This is a genomic window from Bradyrhizobium sp. B117 (genome assembly GCF_038969555.1).
GTDB lineage: Bacteria > Pseudomonadota > Alphaproteobacteria > Rhizobiales > Xanthobacteraceae > Bradyrhizobium.
The window spans coordinates 3,567,221-3,592,315 of record NZ_CP152414.1 but is presented as its reverse complement, the minus strand read 5'-3'; the positions used below and the strand labels follow the sequence as shown (position 1 = coordinate 3,592,315).

Genomic DNA, 25,095 nt, shown 5'->3' with positions numbered 1-25,095 from the left:
TCGCGGCTACCGGCAAAGGGGCGACCTCGTCACGGTTGGGGCTTGTGCCCGCCAGGCCACAGCGGTCGTACGCTGCTAAGTCGACAACGCCGCTGGTATCGACAACCCGCCGTACACGTGGCGCTGGAACTCGCCTGTTCGGCCTGCCGCACGTAACTGCCAAATTCAACAATTTGCGTTCACTACCAACGTTAGTAGTTGATTCGATCAAAGACGCAGGTCACTGACTGGACGATGAACGTCGCGCTGATCAAGCCTTGGCTTCAGATGTTCGGCATGGAACCACAACTAGTTCGGCCAGAGCCGTTATAACTTTCCGGAGTGCCAGTCTCTCTGTCTCAACCGAGGAAGCGCGAGAAGCGGTCCGACTACATTGGCCGTGCAATGGCTCGGGACACAAAAAGCGAAAAGTACAGTCGTGGCGGAGCCCCTCTTTGCCAGTAGCTTCTGCTCAACAAGCGCACCACCCCACTGGTTGACGGAGGACTCAATGTTGGTCGCTGTTGTCGGAGCCGGGATCATGGGCGCGTCACTCGCGCTTCACTTCGCCGCAAATGAAATGACGGTACTGTTGTTTGATGGAGCAACCCCTGGCTCTGGCGCGACCGGATTGAGTTTCGCGTCCTTAAGCTTCTTCGCTGCGGCGACGCCTAACTTGATGCAATTCAGCTCCGAAGCGCTCAACTACCACATGGACGTCGCACGTCCGATAGGTCTGGCAGACTCCATTAGAACAACAGGAACATTGCATTGGTCAACCGACCCCGCACAAAATAAGAAATTGCTCCAGGCAGCGAGTATGGCCGAGGGACTAGGAAGGATCGTTGAGTACCTTTCACGAAATAATGCGTTGAACCTCGAGCCCAATCTAAGCATCCCGGGGGCTCCCGAAGTTATCGTGAGGATTCCTGAAGAGGGATGGCTCGATTCCGTTCATTTCACGAAACGTATGATCGACGTAGCCGTCGCTACCGGGCTTGCCCACTGCGTCTCTGAAAAATGTACAAGGATCGAGCCGCTCAAACAAGGCGCTGTGGTCTGGACTAATCGTACTTGCTATCTCGTCGATATGGTCGTGCTGGCCAACGGCATCGGAATTAACACCCTGCTCGAAGATCTCGGGTGTGCGCCATTGGTTCATGAGTTGCCCGACGAGGTTATACAAATACCATATTTTGGTCCTCCGATCGAGCACGTTGTCTTCGCCAATCATATACATTTCCGGACGAATGGGCCTTCTCTCATCGTCGGCAACGCCGACGATCCCACGGCTTTCTGCGACACGGGTCTGGAGATTAGGTCTGCCAGAGAGAATGTCTCGCTAGTAAGGGACGAGCTCAAAGAACCGTCTTTTGGGGAGTCCATTACCGCGCGAAGAGGGAGCCGCCCCGCTCCCAAAGACGGCTACCCGATCGTCGGGCGACTACCTGGTCAAGAACGGATATTCATTGCCGTTACGCACGCAGGTATCACGCTTGCCCCATATGTCGCGTTACTGCTCACCACGGAAATTGCAAAGGACGGATCATGTGAGGTGCTTGGCGCCTTTCGACCAGAGCGCTTCAATCAGCCGAAAGATCGAAATAGAGCGCCAAGACTCCAGTAGTCCCCGCTCACAATCGTTGGAGGCATTTGAGCGGTACTCTTAGGCGTGTTACGGTCGGTGCGGGAGCCGCACGCTCTGCCGTGAGTGCGACCTCGTAGAAGCGGGATTGAACAAAGGCTGCGGCGTTGTCGCCTTTCCTGCGGGCTCCTACTGGTCCGCGGTGGCCTTGCGACGAAAAGCCTGATACCGCCCCGAAAAATGCGCTTGCGCCCGAGCTGATCGGCAAGCGCGCCAGTGGTCAGACGGATGCTTCCGAACGCCAGAGTGTTTCGCGTGGGCCACATGCACGAGCGCCTCAGCCAGCTCTCGTCCCTGTGACGAGGGCGAGCGCTTCCACTAAGCGGTCGAGATCCTGTTCCTGGGTATGGAGCCCAGGGGTGACACGGATGCATTGCCCCTTGGCGACGCCCGCCCGGCGCACAGTGAGCACCTTGTAGCCGTCCCTGAGCTGCGCCACGATGGCATCATTGTCGGCCGTGCCCGTCTTGCCGGCAAGGCGGAAGGACGTAATGGCACCGTAGAGGTCAGTCTCATCCGGAGTTAGGATTTCGATATCCTTGAACGCTCGGACACGGCTCACCCAGTAGTCACGCAGATAGCGCAGGCGGGCCTGCTTTTTGGACGCACCAATCTCCTGGTGGAGCGCAAGCGCCGCAGGCACCGTCAGCACCGTCGCGAAATTGACCGTGCCGGTGTGCACCCGCGAGCGGATGTCGATCTCGGGGAAGTCCTCATCGCCCATGTAGCGATCGATGTCGGCGAGGCGGTGCTTCCTGATGTAGAGGAAGCCGACCCCGAGCGGCGCGCCGATCCACTTATGCAGGTTGAAGCCGACGAAATCGGCCCCAAGCTCACCTACCTTGAAATCAAGCTGCCCCCACGAATGGGCCGCGTCGACGATGGTGTCGATGTTCCTGGCCTTTGCCATGCGGACAATCTCGGCGACCGGCATGACGAGGCCCGTCCGGTTGCTGACATGGGTGAGCAACAGGACCCGCGTCTTCGGGTTTGCCTCGAGTGCGCGGGCGTAGGCGTCTAGCACGGCCTGGCGGGTCGCGGGCTCCGGCACGTTGAACTTGACGACCTCGACGCCGCGGCGCGCCTTGAGCGAGTTCATCGCATACTGTGCCGCATCGTAGTCGAGATCTGCGTAGAGCACGGCCTCGCCGCGCTTCAACCTGTTGTAGCCGCCAATGAGAAGCTGCAGCGCCTCCGTTGCACCACGCGTGAATGCGATCTCCTCGACCGCCGCGCCTACGGCCTCCGCCACCTTAGTGCGCACATCCTCGAAATCAGCTCCCGAGCGCTGCCGCACATAGTAGGTATTCTCGTAGTTGACCTTATCGATTTGACGGATGAACTCACGCCGCACCGGCTCCGCCAAGATGCCCCAGTAACCGTTCTCCAGGTTGACCAGATCCCGCGTCACGGCATAGAGCGCGCGAACGGCGTCCCAATAGTGCTTGTCACGGGCGCAGGCAGCAAGATCGCAATCGGACTGCAGCATGTCTCAAATCCGGCTTGCTCATGGACGGGCTTGCAGATGATGGAAGTCGTCGCCAGAAGCAAGTATGGACATGTCCATACTTGGCGCCGCAAGAGCGGCAAATCCGCTTTAATCCGCTACTTACTTACCAACGTATGCGTCCTGGTCAACTACCAGCCTTGGTGATTGATCGTGTGACGGAAGCACATCAATATTCTACGGATGAGCATCGGGTTGGGCAAAAATCAGCTGCACGGAGTTCAGCATGCAGACTCACTCAGTGTCTGTTCTGGTCGATAACCGTGATCGACGCGCGGACTATTCGGCTCCACAATGCTCCGCGCCCAGATCTGCTCTCCATCTCCTTGCTCATGCAAGTGCTGGGGCCTGCCTTACGCGATTTAGAAGTCGCTAACCTCGATAACCCTTAGGTCCATTGCCTAGCACGGCGTTCGGCGAACGGAAGAGCCGATCTCGTTTGAAGTATTCACTCGCCGGTGGTCATGCGGTTGGGGTCGCCTTAGCAAAAGCAACAATCAGCTCAGGAGGAACCCTCATGTTGGCGCAACGGATATCTCTGCTGTCAAGTCCGGGTACTGCCGCCGCCCGTGAGGCAGCCAGAGCAGCAGCCGCCACCGGACGTCAGATCATCGATTTGGCAGCCGGCGAAGTTGTCATCGAACCACCATCATCCGTGCGCGAAGGGGCAATTGCCGCGATCAAAGCTGGGACGAACCGCTATACCGATTCCATCGGCCTCACGCCGCTTCGCAAAGCAATAGCCGAAAAACTGTCCGCTGAAACAGGCATCGCCTGGAATACGGAGGACATCGTAGTCACCGCCGGTGCAAAGCAAGGGCTGCTCGACGCTGCGTTGGCTGTGCTCGATCCCGGCGACGAGGTCATCATCATTCGCCCATGCTGGCCAACATTCCCATCCCAGGTTCTTCTTGCAGGGGCAAAGCCCGTATTCGTTGATGCCCAGCCGCCGACATATATTCCCGACATCGATGCGATCCGCGCGGTTGTCGGGTCGCATACCAAAGCCATTATCGTTAACTCGCCAAACAATCCTACCGGCGCCGTCTATGATCGAGCGACCCTTCGAGCTATCGGTGATCTCGCAATCAATTACGAGATGTGGATCATTTCCGATGAATGCTACTCCAGCTTGGTATTCACCGGCACCCGCCATGAGTCGATCGTCATGGCGCATCCCGGCGTACGTTCTCGGACAATCCTCATCAACGCCTTCTCCAAGGAGCTGGCGATCACCGGATGGCGATTAGGCTATTTCGCCGCTCCTCGGGAGATCATTGCCGCGGCAAAAAAGCTGCAGAGCCATACGACTTCGAATGCCAATGTTATCGCGCAGCACGCGATCTTGCACCACCTTCAAGTGGGTGACGGCAGTTTTGAACGGGAGATGCATGAGCGCCTATGCCAGGCTCGCAACACTGGTCTCCTAATTCTGTCCGGTCTGCACGATGTGGCCACGCCCGGCGCAGGAGGCTCTTTCTTCTTCTATCTCGATCTGACTAGGCTTATCTCCCTTCTGCCTGCAGAAAGTCCCGTTCGATCCACCGACGACATTGCGCGCTTGCTCCTCGATGAAGCCGGTCTCGCATCTGTTGCTGGCCGTACGTTTGGAGATGTGAACGGCCTGCGTCTTTCCTTCGGAGCTCCCCCGGACCTGCTGGAGCTCGGACTGAAGCGAATGGTCGAGACTCTGAATAGCCTGAAGAACAGGCAAGTAGCCGCATGAACCTCCCACGAAGGACATTTTGAGATGCTCAATGCGCCCCGGGCGGTGCTTCTCGCCGCAGGAACAAGATTGCCCCCCTACACGGCATTTGGCCCTGCCCCCTTGAAGGGCGTGAACGCAAGGCTAATGCAGCGCAAGGCGCTGAACGGCTCGCGCTCCGAATACACGGCGCAAGCATCGTGGCGGTGCACCGCAAGCGGCACCGAGCAGATCTGCGGCAACCGATATCGAAGGTATTCACCACTTCATGCAGAAATAGCGACCAACACCGCCGTTCCCGCGGGATGTCTTCCAGGAAGGGGGAAGTCCCCGAACAGAGAATTCAACCATTTGCCGATCGAGCTGCGCCTGACACCCGTTGCGGCGGTCTACGCGCCAACGAACCCTTCGGCAGTCGAACTGACTGACGATGCAGCCATGAGTAGACGATGATAGGATATCTACGCGACTATGCAAATGCCATAACCGCCCTCGCCTGCTTGATCGCCGTCATCGCCTTGTTCCTGGCTCTCAACGGCAAGATTGAGCTCGGCGTTGCGGCAATGCTCTCTACCTGGTCTCTGGATCATTGGGACGGGCATGTTGCCCGCAAGACTATCCATCTTCGCCGTCCGGGCGTTGCCAACTTCGGAAAAAGCTTCGATGGCTTTGTCGACCTCATTCATGGTGTCGTGTTCCCGGCTGCAATCATTATTCTTGTTGGCCGAGGCACAACCCTGTCGCTCCTCGCTAGTGCACTTCTCACTTTGGCGGGTGCCATAAGACTTAGCTATTTCGAGAATGTGGGTCTTACAGACAATGCACGATTCACGGGGATCCCCGTCTCGTATGATACGCCACTTCTTGCGATCCTGCTGCTTGCACGATCACAATTTCCCGACGATGTCTTTCCCACGGTCATGGCGATCGCCTTTATTGTCCTTGCACTGCTTCATATAACGACTGCGATCCGGGTTCCGGCTATTCGGGGGATCGGAGTGCCGATCGCGACCGGCTTCGCGATCGCAGGATCCGTTGCTTTGGTGATGATCCCCCAATCCAGCTCCAGCGATAGGATCAGCGATCAATACAAGAGCTTGAGGCTAGGGAGCGAGAAATGAATGACTTGAGCAAGACTGGGCGGCCAATACTGCCTGTATCTCACAACGCGAACCCCATCGATTTTGGCCGGAATTTTCCGCCTCCCAGCCCTGTGGTTCAACGTGCTCTAACGGAGACATTCGCCGACTTTGGAGCTGCAAATATCGCCGATGCCATTCGCTTTCCTCGCTTCATGGGAACTCTGAGCGATCGAGAGGCGGGCGCAATGTGGCTGAGTCGACGCCTGGGACAGAAACCGAGCTTGGAACGTGTCCTGCTCGCAAACGGCTCGCAGAGCGTCCTGGCGATGTTAATGGCTCGGTTCGTCAAACCGGGCGGTGTCCTTCTAACGGAAGAGCTGACTTATCCAGCAATCAAGCCGCTTTCTTCTTTATTCGGCATCGAGCTCCGCGCTGTATCGATGGATGCTGAGGGGGTTGATCCGGTAAGTCTTGAGGAAGTGTGCGTCGAGCTGGGCGACAATGCTCGGGCCCTCTATTGCATGCCCACACTGCATAACCCAACGTCTGCAACGATGTCTGAGGCAAGACGCGCAGACATCGCGACGGTGGCTCGTCGACACGATCTTTGGCTCTTTGAAGACGATATATACGGCGTGCTGCCGGAAAAGGCGCCTCCCCCACTTTCTCTCTATGCGCCCGAGCGCAGCTGGTACATTTTGGGACTTAGCAAATCCCTCGCCGCGCAGCTTCGGCTCGCGTATGTCGTGGGTCCGAATTCCGACATCTCGCAGAATGTGTTTTGGCCTGGAGTGCGGACCACGAATTGGATGGTCGCACCCTTAGTGGCAGAGGTCGCATCACATTGGCTCACAAATGGGATCGGCTCAGAAATACTGCAATCGGTGCGAGCCGAAACCTTGAGGCGCCGGGCCCTTGCTTCGTCGATCCTCCCCCGCATGAAGCGATTCCCAAGCGAATTCAACTATCATCTTTGGATCGACTTGCCGGAGGCATGGCAGCTTGACGCCTTTGTCAAGGCGGCCCTTGATGCTGGAGTGGTTGTTGGACCAGGCAATTCCTTTGCCGTTAATACTCAGCAGGGCGCTCGGAAGTTTCGGATAGGCTTGGGCGTGCCGTCGGATCAAGATGAACTTGTGCGGGGGTTAAAAGCAGTTGCATCCATTCTTGATTCAGGCGGCAGATCTGGGGTCACACGATGAACGGCCAGTCACCGGAGGCTGCAGGAAGAGATCAGTTCCAGACCTGCGATACTGATCTGCATGTTCGCCTCATTTCCGAAGAAGCGGGCGTCGAGCTTCGGACCCTGGCATTAGCACCCGCACCTCCGAAACCAGTGCCAGCCTACCCTTGCGCCGAGGTCCTATTTCACGTCGGCGCTTACTGTGGATCGGCGCTGGCGTCCGTCGGCAGTTTTGTTCTCGAAGACATGGAAGCGGATCAAGAATGTCAGTCGTTAGGGCGCAGTTGGAGAATTCATGGAATGGCAACGGCCCAAGAATTCCGTCGCCTTGGCTTTGCCAGCGCCGTGCTTGATCATGGTTTACGCGAGATCCGTAGGCGTGGAGGGCTTCTAATTTGGTGCAACGGGCGAACAACGGCCAGCTCGTTTTACCGACATCACGGATTCGAACAGATTGGCAATGAACGGCACGTGCCTGGCCTTCCATCTCATTACCGCTTCACGAGAGCTATAGGACAGTCGCATTGTTCTTAGGCCTGAACGCGAGCAACCCTTTCGCCCGCCTGCTTCGAAGCCTGCTCGCTTTCAAGCGTAGCTCCAATACCCAATGTCCGTTCTGGTCTTCATAAGGCTCAACGCATCGAAGTTTTCTTCGGAGAATGTCGTGTCGACACAAAGTTCCGTGAAATCGTTAGGATGGGAACATTATCAGACCCTTGGTGAGCACTACGACAAGGAACGACCGGGATATCCGATCGGACCAGTGCATGAGATTGCGAAGCGGGCGCGGTCTTTGGCTCGCTCCTCCCGCCAAATAGTCGACGTAGGCTGCGGTACGGGTATTTTCACGCGAATGTTGTCCGATGCTCTCGGCGCGTCATTTGAAGTCCGGGGTGTGGACCCAAGTGAGATGATGATCCGGCGGGCGATTGAAGCAACAGAGACGAGCTGGCAAATTCGGTTCGTCCAATCGCCAGCAGAGCAACTGCCGTTTAGCGATCGAACGGTTGTGGCAATAACGGCCGCTGGTGCCGCACAACTGTTCAACCGTGTGCGTTTCTACGCGGAAGCGCACCGCCTCCTGGTGGATAACGGTGTCCTCGCGATATTGCAGAACAAGCGCTGTCATGAAACTGGCTTCTTCCAGTCCTTTGAGCGATTCCTCGAGAAGTTCGTTCCCGGCTATCGAACAGGCACATACGCGAATGCGCAAGGCGGACATTCGGTCGCCAACTTCAAGACTGAGCTTGCCTCAGACGATCGATTTTCGAACATCATGGTCCAAAAGTGGGACTGGCCAAGAACGTTTAGTCTCGACAGTTTTGAGGCGTTCGCGCTGTCGACGATCCAACTCAAAATGGCTCGCACAGCGCACGGCCACGACATCATTATGAAAGAGCTACGGTCAATCATGTCTGACCACTGCGACGCTGTTGGCAATATTAGTGTGACCTACAGAACCGAACTCACAACGACTGTGCCGATCGTTGGAAATTAGCCCCTACGTGAGGCGGAAACACTATGCAGCCGTCAAGAATCTGGTCGGAAGTCGATTTTCAGAAGGAAGGCAAGATCACCGGTTATCTTCGCGTTCCGACGTCTACCAATGCGTCAGCATATGGATGGATCCCAGTTCCGATTGCGAGCCTCAAGAATGGATTTGGGCCTCGGGTCTTGTTGATAGCAGGTAACCACGGCGACGAGTGGGAGGGCCAGATCATGCTGATAAAGCTGATCCAGTCGTTACAGATAAAGGACATTCGGGGACATTTAATAATCCTCCCCGGGGCGAATGCGCCTGCGGTTGAGGCTGGCCAAAGGGTCTCTCCCTTGGATAACGGAAACCTGAATCGAAGCTTTCCGGGAGATCCGAATGGCCCCCCAACGATGATGATCGCGCATTTCATTGAAACAACCCTGTTACCGGGCTGTGATCTGGTTTGCGATTTTCATTCGGGAGGTAGCTCCCTTGAGTATTTGCCTTCTACCGTGATTATTGCTCAGAAGTCCGCTTCACAACTGCGCAAAAGCGTGGATCTTCTTCGAGTGTTCGGCTTACCCGTCGGGTTCGCGACAGACGCATCGACAGGCGGAGATCGCAGCTTGACCGGTGCTTGCGATCGCCTTGGTAGCATCCCTTGTCTTTCGACCGAATTAGGCGGTGGCGGCACCGCCTCACGCAATCTGCTACGCGCTGCAGAGGATGGTCTTGCGCGCGTGCTGCATCATATCGGTGTCCTGAACCAAGCTCCGAAGGAGCCCATTTCTTGCTCCATCCAACTCCTCTATCGTGTTCGACCAAATGACTTCGTCTATTCCCCGGCAAGCGGCCTATTCGAGCCGTTTGTAAATCTTGGCGACACGGTCAGCGATGGCCAGGAGGCGGGGCGCATTCACTTTACTGAAGAGCCTTGGCGGAAACCTGCTTCAGTTCACTTTGGGGTGGGTGGCATTGTTTTGTGCCGGCGTTTTCTGGCGCGGGCAACCCTCGGTGATTGTCTGTTTAATGTCGGGAGAACATGGAGCCCCGAATAGCACGATTGAGTCCCAGGACAGCAAATTCATGACTTCACGCCCTCAATTGCGTTCGTTAGGCGATCAGCTTAGGTCGAACGAGAAGCGCCATCGTGGCTGGATCTATGACGCTTTGGGTGTTCAGCCGATCATCAATTGCGCTGGGACCAGGTCGAGCTTTGGCGGCAGTAACCCGAGTCCAATGGTGGAGCAGGCCATGAAAGTTGCCAGCGAAGCATTCGTCGACATGGATGAACTCGCTGAAGGAGTCGGTAGATACATCGCTCAACTCACTGGGGCGGAATGGGGTGTAGTGACGGCCGGCAGCGTCGCTGCCCTTGCGCTGGCAACCGCCGCATGCATCGCCCGCAACGAACCGATTGCAATGACCCGGTTGCCCAAAACCGGTGAGTTGAAAAATAGAGTCCTCATTCCGCGTGCGCACCGTTTTCCCTATGACTCGGTCATAGGCGCTGTCGGAGCTGAACTGTTTCCATTCGATAGTGTCGAAGCGCTCGCCGGCTTAGCTGAGTCTGCTTGCATGGTCTGTTTCCTCGGAAGGGCGGAAGAGACTGGAAAGATGTCCGTGGAGGCCATTCGTGAGCGCCTTGGGCACGTGCCAATTGTAGTGGATGCAGCCGGACTGTCCCCCGGCAAGCCCGACCCGTGGCTATCCCGGGGCGCAACATTGTCTATCTACTCCGGTGGAAAGTATATGCGCGGCCCACAGTCAACCGGCCTATTGATCGGATCAGAACAACTGGCGCGGGCAGCCTGGGCAAACGGGCCACCACACCTTTCGTTTGGCCGGGCGATGAAAGTTGGGAAAGAGGAGATCGTAGGCGCCGTTGTTGCCCTGCAGGCTTGGCTTACCCCGTCTTTACGTGCGAAAGATGAAGAAAAATGGTCGAGGCTACTAAGGACGGTCGCCTCAAACATTTCGCCCGATCTTTTCCGTGTTTCAATTGAGCCCTCAAGTTCGGCGGTGCTCACGCCACGCCTGAAGGTGTATTGGGCCGATGAGAGGATACCCGCCGACGAAATCGTCGCCAGGATGCTTCGTGATTTTCGGATTCAGCTTCCGGACTTCTACTCGGTCGAGAATGCCGTGACGATTGATCCGTTCAACATCATCGATGATGAGCAGGCTCGCCTGGTTGCCAGATCTCTTAATAGTGCATTTCGCACTGTGCAATCTGCGCATGCGAGCGACTCTGAGCTGATGCGTCCGAAAGCTAGCGAAGACTTCCCGGGACTCTGGACTAGTATCGTAAGTTTCGCCGGTCGAATGGAGGAACATGCCATGGAGTTAAGGCAGCAGGGGTCCGCTATTTCAGGCGTCTACCGAGGCGATGTATTTGACGGCTCGATTACTGGAGTCGCCTTAGGCAATGAGCTTCACCTCGTTGCAAAGCACCAATCCGATAACATGGAGATCTATTATTGCTTTGAAGGCCGCCTCCGCGAGGGCGGCATTGAAGGGATTGCTTGGTTAGGAGCTGCGCCGCCGGAGCTACGCAGCCCGTCGCTTTGTAGGCAATTTGGCAACGCCGAATGGAGTGCAAAGCGTTGAGTACGCAAAGGTTGTTGCCCGTGCGAATCCCCCAGGAGTGCGATTGTGGAGGTCCAGGATGCAGAAGTTTCCGGAAACTGCGCGTGAATACATTGAACTCGCCGAACGAGCCGTGGGCCGATTTTCTTCAAGTCAAGGCATTGACGATCTCTTCAACGCAAGTCTGGCCACAGCGCATGCCTTTGACTACTTTCATCGTGAAAACGAGGGGAGGTCTCCGGAAGAGGCAGACAAAAGATCGTTCAGCACTGAAAACCCTGATTGGAAGACGATCAGGCAGGTCTGCAATGGGGGCGCAAACGCCAGATTAGCCGCCATCGGAGAACTTGATCCCTCCCGTTCCGCCCAAACCACCGTTCCGGATCGGCAGGTCTGGGTCGTTCCATTCGAAGGGTGCGACCAGGCCCTTGATTCCCTGTGCTCTAGCTTTCTAATACGCCTTAAGAGACGGCTCTCCGCTCTCCGTTCAGCGGATCATGAAGTGTCGTCTTCACATCTAGACAATCAGGGACGTGAAGGAAGCGTGGTCTCAGACCGGGCAGCTCATTTCGACGCGAATGCAGAACCTGATGCTTCGATTGGATCTGCAGTGGACCAACGCATACAAGCGGAGCAGTCGATGCTTTCGGGCTTCTATGATGATCTCGCCTCAGTGTACCACTTGTTATTTGAAAGTTGGGACAAAACGATAAAGAAACAGGCCGAATGCCTTGGCCAGCTCTTGCCTCCTCCAAGCCAAGCAGGTCGGATACTTGATTGCTCTTGTGGTATCGGAACGCAAGCATTGGGTTTGGCTGGACTCAATTACGACATCTCGGGGAGCGATCTTTCACCGCTCGCAGTCCGCCGCGCTCGCTCCGAAGCGCTGGCGCGTGGATACGACATTGAATTTCGCGTTGACGACATGCGGGACTTGTCCGCGGTGCCGTGCAAGCATTTCGGCGTGGTGCTTTGCATGGGAAATTCTATTCCACATTTGGAGAGTGACGTTGAGGTTCGCCAAGCGATTGAGAACATGAACAAGAAATTGGTTGACGGCGGTTTGGTTATGTTCAGCATCCGTGACTATGATATGGTGCTCGACGAACGACAGACATCGACCAAGCCATCATTCTTTTCCGATGGTGCAAACCGGCGGATAGTTCACCATGTCTGGGACTGGATTGATGATCGATCCTACAGGTTTCACGTCTATCTGACCTTGCAAAACGATGGTGAGTGGCGAGCCCATCATTTCGTTGGGCACTACCGAGCTCTCCGAACCGGGGAGCTCGTCGCCTTGCTCGACCAGTCGGGTTTCAAAAACATCGAAATTCTGCCGCCGAACAAAACGGGCTACTACCAAACTATCGTGAAGGGAGTTAAGGCGGCAACAGTTTAGTGGCCTACTGTTGCACATGCGTACGTCCAGATGGTCGGACGGTGTGCTCGGTACGCATCGATCATCTACTAGACGGCCTTGCAGCGCTGGCGCCTAAGACGTGACTCTGCTCAAGACGATGTCAGTGAGCCATTCAATCGCGATATGGCCTGAAGCATCCTGGTGCCGCCCCAGGAGCGCATCGACCTCCTTAGAGATTGCGGCAGCGCCAGACCGGTCGATCGCCGTTTTCATGTGGGCCATGGAGTAACAATAGCCGCGAAATTGATTTGCGGTGACCGTTTGACTCCATTCTACTTTATGACGCTCGACAGCCGCTAGGTCGGGCCGCGAACGGAGTTCCGCCTCAAAGTCAGCTTTTCCATAACCGCCGGTAAAATTCGAGTAGTGGCCCCGAGAATATCCAGGGATGTGACGCTCTTGAAAGCTGTAGAAGTCATCGAGGAATGCGCTCTCCCAGTACCGGTGATTGTTCTGTAGTAGCAGCAGTGTTCCGAAAGGCTTCAACACCCGCGCGGCCTCCTCATAAAATCGCGGCCTATCGAACCAGTTGGCCGACGTCGCTGCCGTCACGAGATCGCATGAACGATCCGGCAGCGGAAGGTTCTCTGCAAACCCGACCACCACGTCGAGTCCACGAATGTTCGCCGAACGTTTTTTCGCAATCGCCGCCATTTCCGAGTTCGCTTCGATGCAGGTCAACACCTCAATGCTCGGTAGCGACTCTATGAGTTGTCGACTGAAAATGCCGGTCCCAGCCCCTACATCTGCGGCTGACCGAAGCGGAGCGAGCATCACATGATAGCGTGACAAGATGATAAAGACATCCCCAGGATACCGAGGTCTATACTCATCGTAGTCAACCGCACAGCCATCGTAGACCCGCCATGTCAGGTGAGTATTCATGGGCACTCCTTCGTTCAGCTTCAGCGTTACAGGCTTTTGGCGATGACAGAAGCGACCGTCCCTGGTCGGGCTGCTGTGTACTGCGGACGTGTCCGAGTCTCCGCGTCGCCTATGCAGCGCCGTTTTCACGTTTAAAGCGCACCCGCGCGAAGGGTTCGTCACGGGTCATTTGATCGCTGCCCCGATGACCCGGCCAACCAGCTATAGCAGCTTTCGACTCTGGTCGGCCATTTCCGCCAATGCTCGTTTGGGCTCCGACTGTTGGGTCAGCACCTTGCGCATATTTTCGGCCATCATGTCTGTTATCTTCACTGCATTGTCTGTAGGGAAAGAAAACTGATCGCCAGTGATGGACAGCCGATCTACAATGGAGCGATGATATGGATTTGCAGTGAGGTACTGCTGAAGGAATTGTGGCTCATTCAGAACGATCATGTTGGTCGGAAGGTATCCAGTGTGCTTGGCTAAGATTGCCTGACCATCAGCAGTGGCCGCGAAACTAATGAAGTCCCAGACACGCTTCTGCCGCTCCGGATCTTTGGCTAAAATAAAGAAGCCGTGTCCCGCTCCGACCAGCCATCCGCTGGAATTCGGAACAGGCAATTGACCGACCTGCAATTCAAAATGGGCTGAGGCCGCTTTCGCAACTGAGTTGATGGAACTGGCCGTTCCGATATGCACGCCGGTGATTCCGGAGTTGAATGCCTGTCTGGCTTGCTCCAGCGTCATATCGAACTTGTTGGCCTGACCGAACTTGGCTAGGATCTCGAGGGTTTGCAGTCCTTCAGGTCCGTTGAAGGCAATATCGGTCTGTGCGGGATTCATCATGCGTCCGCCAAGCGTCGCAAGAATGTTCTGAAATATCCAAGCGTTTGTGGACGTATACTCAATATATCCGCCGTTGAGGGATCCACCGAGGTAAGTCACGTTCTTGCTGATCTTAATGATCTCCTCCCACGTTTTCGGCAGCTCGGCGACTAACAACCCCGCCCGCTTCAAAACGTCCATATTGTAGTAAGCGACCGGAATCGTTGTTCCGAACGGCAGCGAGTAGCTCCTGCCATTTACCATTGTCGCATCGATCAACGGGCGGGATAGCCCCGTCATTGCAAGCTTTTCGGCCCCTCCGGAAAACGTGTCGATTGGTTGCGAGATTCCGCGTTTGGCAAGTATCTGGGCATAGGTAAGTGACTGCCAGGTACCGTCCGGCAAATCGCCGACAAGCGCTCCACGAAACGTGTCCTGCAAGAGAAGGTCCCAGTTGTCGCCGCTTGCGATGAACTGAACCTCCGTCTCCGGATGCTTGCCGACGAACTTCTGGCCCAGATCGGCCAGCATCTTCGCAAAGCGCGGAGCGCCATAGCTGATTGTCAATCTGCTTTTATTGACAGCGTGGCTAATTGCTGGGATCGCGAATGCCCCAATGGCCGCCCCCCCTTTAAGAAGGAACGTTCTACGTGCAGTGCGCATCGAGCGATCTCCTAGTGCCGACTTAATCGATGATCGTCAACGGTTGATTGAATTTATTATGAAATTTCCCCGTCGGCTGGGATAAGCTCGCCTCGTGGCCGCTCGAATATAGCCGCGATTGGCTCTTCTCCGAGGGCGGGCTACGATGACGAGACTGGCCGCCGCGAAGGCCCCTTAACAATCGTCACGCCGCATGGGCCGTTGACCGGCTACATGCGTGGATGATTGTGCAAGCTCGCTAGGCGAGCTTCGCGGGTGGATGTTTGGTGGCCTTGACGCGCGTTACGCTGCACCGGCCATCGATGCTAATAGGCACCTCACCATCGATGGTGGCGCGACGAACGACGCGACGTTGGTCGCCGTAATCGTTCACCGCATAATGTTGTGTGGCCCGGTTGTCCCACATTACGACATCGCCTTCCTTCCAGCTCCAGCGCACTGTATTCTCTGGTGCCGTGATATGAGATTGGAATAGATCCAACAACCTCTGCCCGTCATATTTCGGGATACCGATAAAACGCTGCACCAAATCGCCGAGGACTAAGCTGCGCTCGCCAGTCTCGGGGTGCACGCGCACGACGGGATGCTCCGTCTCATAGATCGTTCTGGTGTCAATCTCGTCAAAATGCTTCTTGTCGGCTTCCGTGGCGTGAGACCTCATGGCGTAGTAGTCGTAAGCGTTGCTGTGAACAGCCCAGAGGTTTTCGGCGAGCCGTTGTAACGGCGGCGGCAGGTCGAGATAGGCTGCTGCGGTATTTGACCAGACCGTATCGCCGCCGAATGGTGGAATTACGACGCCCCGCAGCACCGAAGCCTTGGGGTAGGCATCAACGAAGGACACATCGACGTGCCAAATGTCGGGCCGGTTAGCTGGACGGGCGGAATCAATCTCGAGGATGGATGCGGTTCCCTTAGCAACATCGCGCGTCGGATGCGGGGTGAGCTTTCCGAAGCGAAGAGCAAACCGCTCCTGTTCGGAGTCATCTAAATGTTTCTGGTCACGGAAGAAGATGACCTTGTGCTCGAGGAGTACCTTGTTGATCGCAGTGATCATCTGGTCCGGCAAGTCGCCCGACAGCTTGATATTCCTGACTTCAGCGCCAATGCGAGCCGTGCGTTTAACGATGTCCGCACACGGGATGATATTATCGATCATGGCCGTTTCAGTCATAGGGATATTCTCCAAGCTTGCGGAGCCTCGGCAAATCAAACAATAAACCGGCGACGGGTGAGAACGATCAAGCACCCTGCCGGTGCGCCTTGCTATATCTGCATTGAATAAGGCCGGATGATCTGACAGGCGTCAACCTCGACGGGCTTCATGGGAACGCTCCATTCGGTCATAAGCTACGTTCGTCCGATCCGCTCGTTTCAGCGTCGCGATGCCAGACCAATTCCGGGCCTACTGGGACCTGACCCCTGCTCCACGCCCTCCAAACGTCGCGTCCGCTTGGATCAATCGTTGCAGCTCGGCGCAAGACTGTACGTTGCCTCGATAAGCCTCGTCGCGATAATAGTGAAGGCAATCTTGGTTGCGATGGTGCGAAGCGCCTGAGTGCTGGCGGATGGATGGTGGGTGATGGCGCTGACGTTCATATCGGGCCTCGTGTTGCTGGTTGATCGCGAGCAAGCACCGTGCCAATCGCGAACACTGGAGGTCAAGCCTTCATCGCCGACGGAAATTGCCGGTAGCGTAGCGAGTGTTGCAAATTGTCATGCTGTGTTGTCGCAGCTACGACAGACGCACGTGGCACGCGCACGCTTCTGAACCCTCGGGGGTCGTCGGACGATCGGGATCCAGAAGTGCGTAGCTCTCGGCGAGAATGCTCAGGGGCACGCGCTAGTCATGCTTGTTACGCCAGCCCGAACCTAACGCTGAAACTTGAAAGTGTATGCGCATTTCATGGGCGCTGCGCTCCTCTGGCAAGGGCCCAAAGGGCAGCCTGATACGTCTTTGACGGCGATCCAATGCGCATGTCCACACGTGGTTCCATCATCGTTGTTGCCGCGCTTCGCTGGGGTGTGGGCGTGCGGGAATACGTCGGCTCCCGGAACAAGCGATTCACGCGCCCCAAACAACGCTTGATTGTAAGCGTCGTTCTGCTCCCACCTTCTCGCGGCGCATGGGATAGGCGAGTTTCACGATCTCTTTGAAGGGATCGGCTTGTGTCTATGCTTGACCATACGCTTAAGTCGGACGTAACGCCGCGTCGGCTGGAAGTGATCACGGAGACGGGACGACGTCGTTGGTTCTCCAAGGACGACAAGGCCCGGATCGTCGAGGAGACGCTGGTACCAGGCGCGGTCGTTTCCGAGATTGCCCGGCGACACGGGCTGACCCCCCAACAAGTGTTCACCTGGCGCCGGCAAGCACGCCGGCCGCCGACGCCGATGGCTGACGATCCGCAGTTTGTGCCTGCGGTGGTAGACGCCATGGTACCGGCCGTGGCTGTTGGCCATGAGCGCAAGACAGCGCGACGCAAGGCCAAGCCGGATGTCGGGGGCATCGAGATCGAAGCCGAAGGCGTCACTATCCGGGTCGGCCGAGGCGCGGACGTGACGATGATTGCGGCCATCGTCCATGCGCTGAAGGCAAGCCGGTGATCGGCCCGTCCGGAAATGTCCGGGTGATGGTGGCAACCAAGCCGGTCGACTTCCGCAAGGGAATGGAGGGGCTTGCTATGTTGGCACGCGAGCACATGAAGGCCGATCCGTTCTTATGTGTCGGACGAGATTATGTGGCGGAGGCGCGCTAACGCCAGCCAGGGCCGGCCACGGCTGGATTCTTCCGCCACATAATATTTCGTGCCCCTCGTGCGGACGCGGGATCCCCCTGCGCCGTAACGCCGGAGGGGCACAATGCTCGAGTTCTATTTTTCGTACCGCGGGGTGCTTAAACGCCTTCGTGACGGGGCGCTCGGCGCCGAGATGGATCGCATCGCGGGGCACTTTTTCTCGCTCGGTTACAAGCAAGCATCCGCTAAGCTTTATCTGAGCCGGATCGCGCGGTTCGGCCGTTTTGCTGCAGCACATTGCGGTTCACGGCCGATCGGCGAAGCTATCGTCGATAGCTATCTATGCACATTCACCACGGAGTCACCGCGGATTGCGGCAGTGTCTGCGCTCCAACACGCGCGACGGGTGGCGCCCGAACGATTCATTGCTTCGACGCCCATTGTAGTCGATGATCCGGACGCCCCGCTTTTGCGCGCCTTTTCTGACTATCTGAGCAGGGTACGAGGCCTTGAGCCAAGGTCCCGCGATGGCGTTCTCTTGGGCGCACGGCGCTTTCTGGATTGGCTCCGCCATCGCCATCCTGGCCAAGACCTCGAGGCGTTGACGGCAGAGCATGTCCTTGCCGCTGTCGAGTATCGGCTGTCGCTCTCGGCGACCTCCGGCACTCGCACGGCGGCGATCTCTCACATGCGAACGTTTCTCCGCTTTCTGCATTGGGGTGGCCACCACGAGCAGGATCTGGCTCCCGTCGTTCCAAGAACGCCATATTGGCGACTGGCCCATTTACCGCCCCGGCTTTCGTGGGATGATGTTCGCCGCGCCATCGATGCGATCGGCAAGGCGACGCCGATCGACCTTCGCGATCGAGCTGTCCTGTTGTTGCTCGCCACCACAGGCATTCGCAACGGCGAGCTACGCGCTCTTCAGCTCCGGGATATCGACTGGCGAGCTGGCGAGGTTTTTGTCCGGCGCACCAAGGGCAAGCGTGACCGAGTGGCCCCGCTCATCGAGGAGACCGGCGCCGCGCTCGCCGACTACATCCTGCGGGCTCGACCGAAGGTCGATAGTCAGCATCTGTTCCTGTCCTTCACGCCGCCCGTGGGACCATTCAAGTACGCGTCGTCTGTTTCGAGGATCGTGCGGAAGCGATTGCAGCATGGTGGGATCGAGCTCGGTCGCGTCGGAGGCGCACATCTCCTGCGCCACAGTCTAGCCACCCAGCTCGTGGGGCGACGAAGGCCGATCAACGAGGTCGCCGATCTTCTAGGGCACCGAAGCATCAACACAACGGCGCTGTACGTGAAGGTCGCGGCCTCGCAGCTCGCTGAGGTCGCGCTCCCCTTTCCGGGAGGCGCCGCATGACCGCCTTCGCCGCATTCCTCGGCGACAAGGTCGAGCGCTACATCGAGCTGCGCCGCTCCCTCGGCTACGCCTTCAACAAGCAAGCCGGCACGCTGCGGGCTTTCGTTCGCTACGTCGAGCGATCTCAGCTGGGTGCGCCCGCCACCCGGACGATGGCGCTGGAGTTCGTCCTGTCGTTCGGTGGCGCCGCCGACAGCCGCGCGGTCCGTCACGGCGTGCTCCGCCGATTCTATGAGTACCTGGTCGTCTACGACCCCCAGACCGAGGTCTTGGAGCACAAAGCTTTCCCGCGGTCCAGGGCGATTCCGCCGCCGCGCATCCTAAGTGAGGCTGAGCTGACGTCGCTTATCGACGCATGCAGCTTCATTTCGCCAGGGAACCCTCTCAGGGGCCGCACGATGGCGACGCTAATCGGATTGTTGGCCAGCACGGGATTACGATCGGGCGAAGTGGTCAGCCTTGATCGCGGCGACGTCGATCTGACCAACGGGGTCGTCCTCGTCCGTAAAACCAAGTTCCGTAAAGACCGCCTGATTCCTGTTCACCCAACGACCCAGGCAGCCCTTCGTCGATACGCCCGTGAGCGCGACACCGTGTTTCCCAGGCCCAAAGGCGAGGCCTTCTTCCTCAGCTCGCGAGGCTGCCGTCTGTCGGCGACCGGCCTGCAAAGCAACTTCGCTAAGGCCCGCAAGCTCGCGGGACTTGACAATGGCAAGCCTCTGCGACCGCACGATCTCCGGCACCGGTTCGCGGTGACCAGGCTCAGGCTGTGGCACCAACAGCGCGCAGACGTCCAAGCGCTGCTGCCCTTACTCGCCACCTACCTCGGCCACGCCAACTATAGCGACACAGCCTACTACCTCGCCGGCTCGTCGGATCTCCTCGCCATCGCGGCTGAGCGCGCCTTCCTCGACGGAGGCGCGGCATGAACGAACACCTCCTGCTGGCGCCGCTCCTGGAGTCGTACTTTCGTCGCCGGTTGACCAAGCAGCGCAACGCGACCTCCGCGACCTTAGCCAGCTATCGCGATGCCTTGCGCATGCTGATCCTCTTTGCCGCCGCCCATTTGGGGAAGAAGCCGGCGGCGCTGGCCCTTGAGGATCTCGATCGGGACCTTGTTCTCGCCTTTCTTGACGAGCTTGAGGAGAAGCGGAACAACTCCGTCGCAACGCGCAACGCCCGACTAGCCGCGATCCGATCCTTCTTCCATCACGTCGCTGCCGCCGATCCCGCCTCGTTCGGCGTCGCCCAACGGGTTCTGACGATCCCCACCAAACGGGCCCACATCGAGGTGACGCATCATCTCACCAACGCCGAGGTGGAGGCCATCATCGCAGCCCCTGATCAGACGACGCCCCGCGGCCGGCGCGACCGGGCCTTTCTGCTCTTCTTGGCGAGAACCGGCGCTCGCGTGTCCGAAGCGACCGGCGTCAACGCGAACGACCTTCAGTTGGAGCGAGGACGCCCGCAGGTGCTGCTTCACGGCAAGGGACGCCGAGATCGCGTCATTCCTATTCCTAAGGATCTGGTGCGATCGCTGACGGACCTATTGAGCGAACGCGGCCTCGCCAATCATGAACCGCGGCCGATCTTCGTCGGGGTCCACAACGAGCGCCTGACGCGTTTCGGCGCGACGCACATCGTGCGGCGTGCCGCCTCCCAGGCCGGGTCCACGAGGCCAAGCTTGGAGGGCAAGCCGATATCGCCGCACATCTTCCGGCATTCCCTCGCCATGAAGCTTCTCCGGTCAGGCGTGGACCTCCTGACGATCCAGGCTTGGCTTGGCCATGCTCAGGTCGCCACAACCCACCGATACGCCGCTGCGGATGTCGAGATGATGCGCCGGGGACTCGAGAAGGCGGGCGTCTCAGGCGACCGCAGCGCGCGCTTCCGGCCGAACGACACCATCCTGCAGCTGCTGGCCAGCATCTGATTATTATGTGGCGGAGAAACCCTGGGTGGCCGGCCCTGGCTGGCGTTAGGGCGCCTCCGCCACATAATCTCGTCCGACACATAAGAACGGTTATGTTGCACGCAACATAACCGTTCTCAGGCGCTGTTTATGTGTTCCGTGCCAAGCGGGCGGACCGGATCAAGCTGATCTTCTGGGATGGTACGGGTTTGTGCCTGTTCGCCAAGCGGCTCGAGGAAGGCGTCTTCCGCTGGCCGAAGATCGAGGATGGCGTGATGCGTTTGTCAGCGGCAGAATTGTCGGCGCTGCTCGAAGGGCTTGATTGGCGGCGTGTCCACGCGGCACGGGAGACGGTCGTCCCGACGCAGGCCGGATAATTGTGGGGCCGCGCTGCGGCGAAGTGAATCAGGGGCATCGAGCACGTCGTCAGGCGGGCGCGAATATGCTCTGATTTGCGTGTGAGCGATAACCTTCCTGATGATCCCGAGACGCTGAAGGCGATGCTGCTGGCCGAGCGGCACGAGAGCGAGCGGCTGCGCCAGATCATCAAAGAGCTGCAGCGTCATCGCTTTGGCCGGAAGGCAGAGTCGCTTCCCGAAGAGCAGATGCTGCTCGGTCTCGAGGACGTCCAACAGGTTGCGGCCTGTACGGAAGCGAGCCAGGACGAGACAGCTCCGGAAGGCCGGGCGGAGCGCGCACGCAAGCGCCGCAACAATCGCGGAGCACTACCGGCGCATCTGCCGCGGATCGAGGTCGTGGTCGACCTCGATGACAAGACCTGCCCCTGCTGCAATGGCGACCTACACCAGATCGGCGAAGACAAGAGCGAGCGGCTGGACATGGTGCCGGCCCAGTTCCGCGTTGTGGTCACCCGACGTCCCAAATACGCCTGCCGAGCCTGTGAGGATGGCGTCATGCAGGCCGAGGCTCCGGCCCGGCTGATCGAGGGCGGACTGCCGACGGAGGCAACCGTCGCGCAGGTTCTGGTGTCCAAATATGCCGATCACCTGCCGCTCTATCGGCAAGCCCAGATCTATGGCCGCCAGGGCATCGCTCTCGATCGATCGACGCTGGCAGACTGGGTTGGGCATGCCGCCTTCCATCTGCGTCCGCTGCATCAGCGCCTTCTCACGGTGCTTCGCGCGAGGTCCAAGCTGTTCGCCGACGAGACGACGGTGCCGGTGCTCGATCCCGGTCGCGGGCGCACCAAGACCGGCCAGCTCTGGGCCTATGCCGCCGACGACAGGCCCTGGGGCGGCCTCGATCCGCCCGGCATCGCCTATGTCTATGCACCCGACCGCAAAGCCGAGCGGCTGTTCAGCCATCTTGCCGGCTTCAAGGGCGTCCTGCAGGTCGATGGCTACAACGCCTACCCAAAGCTTGCCGATCGCGGAGAGGTCGAGCTCGCCTTCTGCTGGGTGCACATGCGGCGCAACTTCTACGAACTCGCCACCGCCGGCCCCGCGCCGATCGCGAGCGAGGCGCTGAAGCACATCGCCGCATTCTACGCGATCGAGAAGGAGATCCGCGGCCGCAGCGCGGAGGAGCGTCGCCTCGTGCGGCAGCAGAAGAGCCGACCACTGGCCGATGCCTTCGAGGTATGGCTGCGCGCCAAGCTGGCTCTCATCAGCCAGAAGATCAAGCTCGCCGAGGCCATCCGCTACGCCCTCTCGCGCTGGCAAGGCTTAACGCGCTTCATCGATGACGGCCGCATCGAACTCGACAACAATACGGTCGAACGATCAATCCGTGGCATCAAGCTCAGTCGCAAGAACGCGCTGTTTGCCGGATCCGACGGGGGCGCCGAACATTGGGCCGTCGTCGCAACCTTGGTCGAGACTTGCAAGATCAACGACGTCGATCCGCTCGCCTATCTCACTGACGTCCTGACCAGGATCGTCAACGGGCATCCAAACCGAGACATCGACCAGCTACTGCCCTGGGCCTGCCGAGCTCAAGCCCTCAAAGCCGTGGCCTGAGAACGACGCTTACGCTTGATTAACGCTCCGCGACATTCAAAATCAGCGAAGCCATACTGTGCACCGTCATTGACGCAATCATCATCACGTCATCTACATAGGAGGCGAACACTTCGACCTCGCAGTTGTGATCCGGTTGGCCGAGCCGATGTGCTGACGAGCGACCCCGCACGAGGCCATGCGCTGTTCAAAAAGCCGATCTCATCGATGACCAGACGCATGCTCATCGTCCTGCGCACGTACAATGCCACGCAGCGCGGCGGCATTCCGCTGCACGCGGCCAGGATCGTCTGCTGGCGCCACGGGCCACTATCGCTAGCCTGCGTAAACAGCGACGCGTTATCTGCACCTCGTGGCGGCGACGAAGCTCACAACGTTAGCCGAGCTTCAACCAAAGTAACCAACAACATTCAGATCCAGAATCAGGAACAGCGTTCCAAATCATTTGGCAGCTCCCCAAATGGTTCCTTCGACAAACCATTTATGAGCGGAAAGGAAGGCGATAACGAGAGGTAGTACAACGAGTGTGGATGCGGCCATAAGGGGACCGTAGTCGTTGCCAGCCTCCTCGTTTTTGAATGCCATGATGCCGATCGAGGGCGGCATCAGGGATTGATCCCGAACTGCAATCAGCGGCCAGAACAGATCGTTCCAGTGCGAGACGACCGAGAAGATCGAGAATGCGATCACGGCCGGCAGCGCCATGGGCATCACGATCTTCCAAACAATAGCGATTTCCGATAATCCGTCGAGCCGCGCCGCGTGGACCACGTCATCAGGAATGGTCTTGAAGAACTGACGGAACAAGAAGATGCCGAAGGGCGAGACGACATAAGGAAAGATGAGCGCCGCGTAGGTGTCGAGGATACCAAGCTCGTAGCCGAAGACGAAGAGCGGGAGCGAGAGGACCTGATGCGGCAGGAGCAGACCGATCAAGACGAGCCGGAAGAGCAGGTCACGTCCGGGAAATGTGAGCTTGGCGAGGGCATAGGCACAAGGGGCGCAGACGAGGGTTTGAAGGGCGAGAATCAGAGTGCATATGATCAGACCGTTGCCCATGTACCGAGGCAGCGGCGCTTCGGTCAGTGCCTTGGTATAGTTTTCGACGCCATAGAATTGCGCGGGCCAGAAGGAGAAGGAGGCGCGAAAGATCTCTCCCGGCGGCTTGATCGAGAGCGAGATCATCCAAGCGAAGGGGACGAGAACCAGCGCGCCGGTGACGAGCAGCACGGCATGGCGAAGAATCCCGGCGGGCACCGACAAACGTCTGGCGTAGATGGTGCCGGTCATTGGTAATGCACCTTTCTGTCCATTATGCGCACCTGGAGGAGGGTAAGCGTTACCACGATGGCGAGGAAGACGACGGCAATGGCAGCGCCATATCCAGTGTGCAGATACTCGAAGCTCTCGCGATAAAGCGTGTAGAGTAGGACCTCGGAGGCGTGTCCCGGCCCGCCTTGGGTTAGGACTTTCACGGTATCGAATGATTCGAATGCCCTCAGCGCCATGATGATGACAACGAACATAGAGACCGGCCCGAGCATAGGCAGTGTGACGGTGGGCAGCCGGTCGAACCAAAGGTCAGCACCGTCGACATCGGCAGCATCGTAGAGATCCTGCGGGATACCCTTAAGACCGGCGATAAACAACACCATGGTGTAGCCGAGGTTCTGCCAGATGCCGATCATCGCGAGCACTGGCAGAGCTGTATTTTCATCGCGCAGCCAGTTGACGGTCGGCAGTCCGATCGCGGCGAGCGTCTGGTTGACGAGACCGATCGTAGGATGGAGCAGTGCTTCCCAAGCGATTGCCATGGCGCCGAGCGTCGCCATGAAGGGCAGGAAGTGGATGGCACGGTAGAAAGCACGACAGGACCTTCGACTCTCTATCAGAAGCGCGATGATAAGGCCGAGGACAACAGTGCTCGGCACGACGATCATGACGTAGACGACGGTGTTGAGGAGCGACGTTCTGAAAACCTGGTCGGCAACGACTTCGCGGAAGTTCGCGGAACCGACGAACGAGAGTGTCCGCGCGCCAAAATGCCAGTCAGTGAGCGCTATGACGAAGACCGAAATCACCGGTAGAAAGAACAGGGCGAGTAGTAAGAAAAGTGCCGGTCCGGCAAGCATCCAGGCCGCCACCGCTTCCGTAAAGGCGC

22 protein-coding genes are annotated in these 25,095 nt (G+C 58.1%); 15 read left to right on the top strand and 7 right to left on the bottom strand.

Annotated elements, in window-relative coordinates:
- Positions 1 to 490: 490 nt before the first annotated feature.
- Positions 491 to 1,606 carry an FAD-dependent oxidoreductase gene (locus AAFG16_RS17640; RefSeq protein WP_342739981.1) on the top strand — a complete coding sequence of 372 codons (1,116 nt, stop codon included), beginning with the start codon at positions 491 to 493 and terminating at the stop codon, positions 1,604 to 1,606.
- Positions 1,607 to 1,901: 295 nt separating this feature from the next.
- Here AAFG16_RS17640 and AAFG16_RS17635 read toward each other — a convergent pair whose 3' ends face one another.
- Positions 1,902 to 3,113, bottom strand: coding sequence for an aminotransferase class V-fold PLP-dependent enzyme (locus AAFG16_RS17635; protein ID WP_342739980.1), 1,212 nt, complete (start codon positions 3,111 to 3,113; stop codon positions 1,902 to 1,904).
- Between the two features lie 535 nt (positions 3,114 to 3,648).
- On the opposite strand from AAFG16_RS17635, the gene AAFG16_RS17630 reads away from it, so the two are divergent.
- From AAFG16_RS17630 to AAFG16_RS17600, 7 genes are all read left to right on the top strand, one after another.
- A complete protein-coding gene (locus tag AAFG16_RS17630) occupies positions 3,649 to 4,857 on the top strand; it encodes an aminotransferase class I/II-fold pyridoxal phosphate-dependent enzyme (RefSeq protein WP_342739979.1) in 1,209 nt (402 codons plus the stop codon).
- 428 nt (positions 4,858 to 5,285) lie between these two features.
- On the top strand, positions 5,286 to 5,957 hold the full coding sequence (locus AAFG16_RS17625) for a CDP-alcohol phosphatidyltransferase family protein (RefSeq protein WP_342739978.1): 672 nt from the start codon (positions 5,286 to 5,288) through the stop codon (positions 5,955 to 5,957).
- Complete coding sequence (locus AAFG16_RS17620; protein WP_342739977.1) at positions 5,954 to 7,120, top strand: PLP-dependent aminotransferase family protein; 1,167 nt, start codon at positions 5,954 to 5,956, stop codon at positions 7,118 to 7,120. The genes AAFG16_RS17625 and AAFG16_RS17620 overlap by 4 nt, the downstream gene beginning before the upstream one ends.
- 588 nt (positions 7,121 to 7,708) lie before the next feature.
- A complete protein-coding gene (locus AAFG16_RS17615; RefSeq protein ID WP_342739976.1) occupies positions 7,709 to 8,599 on the top strand; it encodes a class I SAM-dependent methyltransferase in 891 nt (296 codons plus the stop codon).
- 23 nt (positions 8,600 to 8,622) lie between these two features.
- Positions 8,623 to 9,636 (top strand): succinylglutamate desuccinylase/aspartoacylase family protein, encoded by a 1,014-nt coding sequence (locus AAFG16_RS17610; protein ID WP_342739975.1) that lies wholly within the window; start codon positions 8,623 to 8,625, stop codon positions 9,634 to 9,636.
- A 196-nt stretch (positions 9,637 to 9,832) separates the two neighbouring features.
- Positions 9,833 to 11,188 carry a hypothetical protein gene (locus AAFG16_RS17605; protein ID WP_342739974.1) on the top strand — a complete coding sequence of 452 codons (1,356 nt, stop codon included), beginning with the start codon at positions 9,833 to 9,835 and terminating at the stop codon, positions 11,186 to 11,188.
- A gap of 58 nt (positions 11,189 to 11,246) precedes the next feature.
- Positions 11,247 to 12,569, top strand: coding sequence for a class I SAM-dependent methyltransferase (locus AAFG16_RS17600; protein WP_342739973.1), 1,323 nt, complete (start codon positions 11,247 to 11,249; stop codon positions 12,567 to 12,569).
- A 93-nt stretch (positions 12,570 to 12,662) separates the two neighbouring features.
- Here the strand turns inward: AAFG16_RS17600 and AAFG16_RS17595 are convergent, their stop codons facing one another.
- The 4 genes from AAFG16_RS17595 to AAFG16_RS17580 form a co-directional block, all read right to left on the bottom strand.
- Complete coding sequence (locus tag AAFG16_RS17595) at positions 12,663 to 13,475, bottom strand: class I SAM-dependent methyltransferase (protein ID WP_342739972.1); 813 nt, start codon at positions 13,473 to 13,475, stop codon at positions 12,663 to 12,665.
- A 201-nt stretch (positions 13,476 to 13,676) separates the two neighbouring features.
- Positions 13,677 to 14,945 (bottom strand): extracellular solute-binding protein, encoded by a 1,269-nt coding sequence (locus tag AAFG16_RS17590; protein ID WP_342739971.1) that lies wholly within the window; start codon positions 14,943 to 14,945, stop codon positions 13,677 to 13,679.
- Positions 14,946 to 15,183: 238 nt separating this feature from the next.
- A complete protein-coding gene (locus AAFG16_RS17585; RefSeq protein ID WP_342739970.1) occupies positions 15,184 to 16,116 on the bottom strand; it encodes a TauD/TfdA family dioxygenase in 933 nt (310 codons plus the stop codon).
- 284 nt (positions 16,117 to 16,400) lie between these two features.
- On the bottom strand, positions 16,401 to 16,541 hold the full coding sequence (locus tag AAFG16_RS17580; protein ID WP_342739969.1) for a hypothetical protein: 141 nt from the start codon (positions 16,539 to 16,541) through the stop codon (positions 16,401 to 16,403).
- A 576-nt stretch (positions 16,542 to 17,117) separates the two neighbouring features.
- Here AAFG16_RS17580 and AAFG16_RS17575 point away from each other — a divergent pair.
- The 7 genes from AAFG16_RS17575 (at position 17,118) to AAFG16_RS17545 (ending at position 22,934) form a co-directional block, all read left to right on the top strand.
- Entirely contained in the window at positions 17,118 to 17,549 is a 432-nt protein-coding gene (locus AAFG16_RS17575; protein WP_342734297.1) for a transposase, read from the top strand.
- Positions 17,546 to 17,701, top strand: a complete 156-nt coding sequence (gene tnpB / locus AAFG16_RS17570) for an IS66 family insertion sequence element accessory protein TnpB (protein WP_342739968.1) — start codon at positions 17,546 to 17,548, stop codon at positions 17,699 to 17,701. The genes AAFG16_RS17575 and tnpB (AAFG16_RS17570) overlap by 4 nt, the downstream gene beginning before the upstream one ends.
- 103 nt (positions 17,702 to 17,804) lie before the next feature.
- Positions 17,805 to 19,043: a site-specific integrase gene (locus AAFG16_RS17565; RefSeq protein WP_342739956.1), complete on the top strand. Its 1,239-nt coding sequence runs from the start codon at positions 17,805 to 17,807 to the stop codon at positions 19,041 to 19,043.
- On the top strand, positions 19,040 to 19,972 hold the full coding sequence (locus AAFG16_RS17560) for a tyrosine-type recombinase/integrase (protein ID WP_342739955.1): 933 nt from the start codon (positions 19,040 to 19,042) through the stop codon (positions 19,970 to 19,972). The genes AAFG16_RS17565 and AAFG16_RS17560 overlap by 4 nt, the downstream gene beginning before the upstream one ends.
- Positions 19,969 to 20,976 carry a tyrosine-type recombinase/integrase gene (locus tag AAFG16_RS17555; RefSeq protein WP_342739967.1) on the top strand — a complete coding sequence of 336 codons (1,008 nt, stop codon included), beginning with the start codon at positions 19,969 to 19,971 and terminating at the stop codon, positions 20,974 to 20,976. Before AAFG16_RS17560 ends, AAFG16_RS17555 begins: the two co-directional genes overlap by 4 nt.
- Before the next feature lie 131 nt (positions 20,977 to 21,107).
- The gene (gene tnpB, locus AAFG16_RS17550; protein WP_342739966.1) at positions 21,108 to 21,332 is read left to right on the top strand and encodes an IS66 family insertion sequence element accessory protein TnpB; all 225 of its coding nucleotides are present in this window, start codon (positions 21,108 to 21,110) and stop codon (positions 21,330 to 21,332) included.
- Between the two features lie 123 nt (positions 21,333 to 21,455).
- A complete protein-coding gene (locus AAFG16_RS17545) occupies positions 21,456 to 22,934 on the top strand; it encodes an IS66 family transposase (RefSeq protein WP_342740927.1) in 1,479 nt (492 codons plus the stop codon).
- Between the two features lie 441 nt (positions 22,935 to 23,375).
- On the opposite strand, the gene AAFG16_RS17540 is transcribed toward AAFG16_RS17545, so the two are convergent.
- Together AAFG16_RS17540 and AAFG16_RS17535 are read right to left on the bottom strand one after the other, a co-directional pair.
- On the bottom strand, positions 23,376 to 24,224 hold the full coding sequence (locus AAFG16_RS17540; protein WP_342739965.1) for a carbohydrate ABC transporter permease: 849 nt from the start codon (positions 24,222 to 24,224) through the stop codon (positions 23,376 to 23,378).
- Complete coding sequence (locus AAFG16_RS17535) at positions 24,221 to 25,066, bottom strand: sugar ABC transporter permease (RefSeq protein WP_342740926.1); 846 nt, start codon at positions 25,064 to 25,066, stop codon at positions 24,221 to 24,223. Before AAFG16_RS17535 ends, AAFG16_RS17540 begins: the two co-directional genes overlap by 4 nt.
- Between the last annotated feature and the right edge of the window lie 29 nt (positions 25,067 to 25,095).

Coding starts and splice junctions, on each gene's coding strand:
- AAFG16_RS17640 (WP_342739981.1), top strand. CDS start 491: ATGTTGGTCGCTGTTGTCGGAGCCGGGATCATGGGCGCGTCACTCGCG.
- AAFG16_RS17635 (WP_342739980.1), bottom strand. CDS start 3,113: ATGCTGCAGTCCGATTGCGATCTTGCTGCCTGCGCCCGTGACAAGCAC.
- AAFG16_RS17630 (WP_342739979.1), top strand. CDS start 3,649: ATGTTGGCGCAACGGATATCTCTGCTGTCAAGTCCGGGTACTGCCGCC.
- AAFG16_RS17625 (WP_342739978.1), top strand. CDS start 5,286: ATGATAGGATATCTACGCGACTATGCAAATGCCATAACCGCCCTCGCC.
- AAFG16_RS17620 (WP_342739977.1), top strand. CDS start 5,954: ATGAATGACTTGAGCAAGACTGGGCGGCCAATACTGCCTGTATCTCAC.
- AAFG16_RS17615 (WP_342739976.1), top strand. CDS start 7,709: ATGTCCGTTCTGGTCTTCATAAGGCTCAACGCATCGAAGTTTTCTTCG.
- AAFG16_RS17610 (WP_342739975.1), top strand. CDS start 8,623: ATGCAGCCGTCAAGAATCTGGTCGGAAGTCGATTTTCAGAAGGAAGGC.
- AAFG16_RS17605 (WP_342739974.1), top strand. CDS start 9,833: ATGAAAGTTGCCAGCGAAGCATTCGTCGACATGGATGAACTCGCTGAA.
- AAFG16_RS17600 (WP_342739973.1), top strand. CDS start 11,247: ATGCAGAAGTTTCCGGAAACTGCGCGTGAATACATTGAACTCGCCGAA.
- AAFG16_RS17595 (WP_342739972.1), bottom strand. CDS start 13,475: ATGAATACTCACCTGACATGGCGGGTCTACGATGGCTGTGCGGTTGAC.
- AAFG16_RS17590 (WP_342739971.1), bottom strand. CDS start 14,945: ATGCGCACTGCACGTAGAACGTTCCTTCTTAAAGGGGGGGCGGCCATT.
- AAFG16_RS17585 (WP_342739970.1), bottom strand. CDS start 16,116: ATGACTGAAACGGCCATGATCGATAATATCATCCCGTGTGCGGACATC.
- AAFG16_RS17580 (WP_342739969.1), bottom strand. CDS start 16,541: ATGAACGTCAGCGCCATCACCCACCATCCATCCGCCAGCACTCAGGCG.
- AAFG16_RS17575 (WP_342734297.1), top strand. CDS start 17,118: ATGCTTGACCATACGCTTAAGTCGGACGTAACGCCGCGTCGGCTGGAA.
- AAFG16_RS17565 (WP_342739956.1), top strand. CDS start 17,805: ATGCTCGAGTTCTATTTTTCGTACCGCGGGGTGCTTAAACGCCTTCGT.
- AAFG16_RS17560 (WP_342739955.1), top strand. CDS start 19,040: ATGACCGCCTTCGCCGCATTCCTCGGCGACAAGGTCGAGCGCTACATC.
- AAFG16_RS17555 (WP_342739967.1), top strand. CDS start 19,969: ATGAACGAACACCTCCTGCTGGCGCCGCTCCTGGAGTCGTACTTTCGT.
- AAFG16_RS17545 (WP_342740927.1), top strand. CDS start 21,456: ATGCTGCTGGCCGAGCGGCACGAGAGCGAGCGGCTGCGCCAGATCATC.
- AAFG16_RS17540 (WP_342739965.1), bottom strand. CDS start 24,224: ATGACCGGCACCATCTACGCCAGACGTTTGTCGGTGCCCGCCGGGATT.
- AAFG16_RS17535 (WP_342740926.1), bottom strand. CDS start 25,066: ATGCTTGCCGGACCGGCACTTTTCTTACTACTCGCCCTGTTCTTTCTA.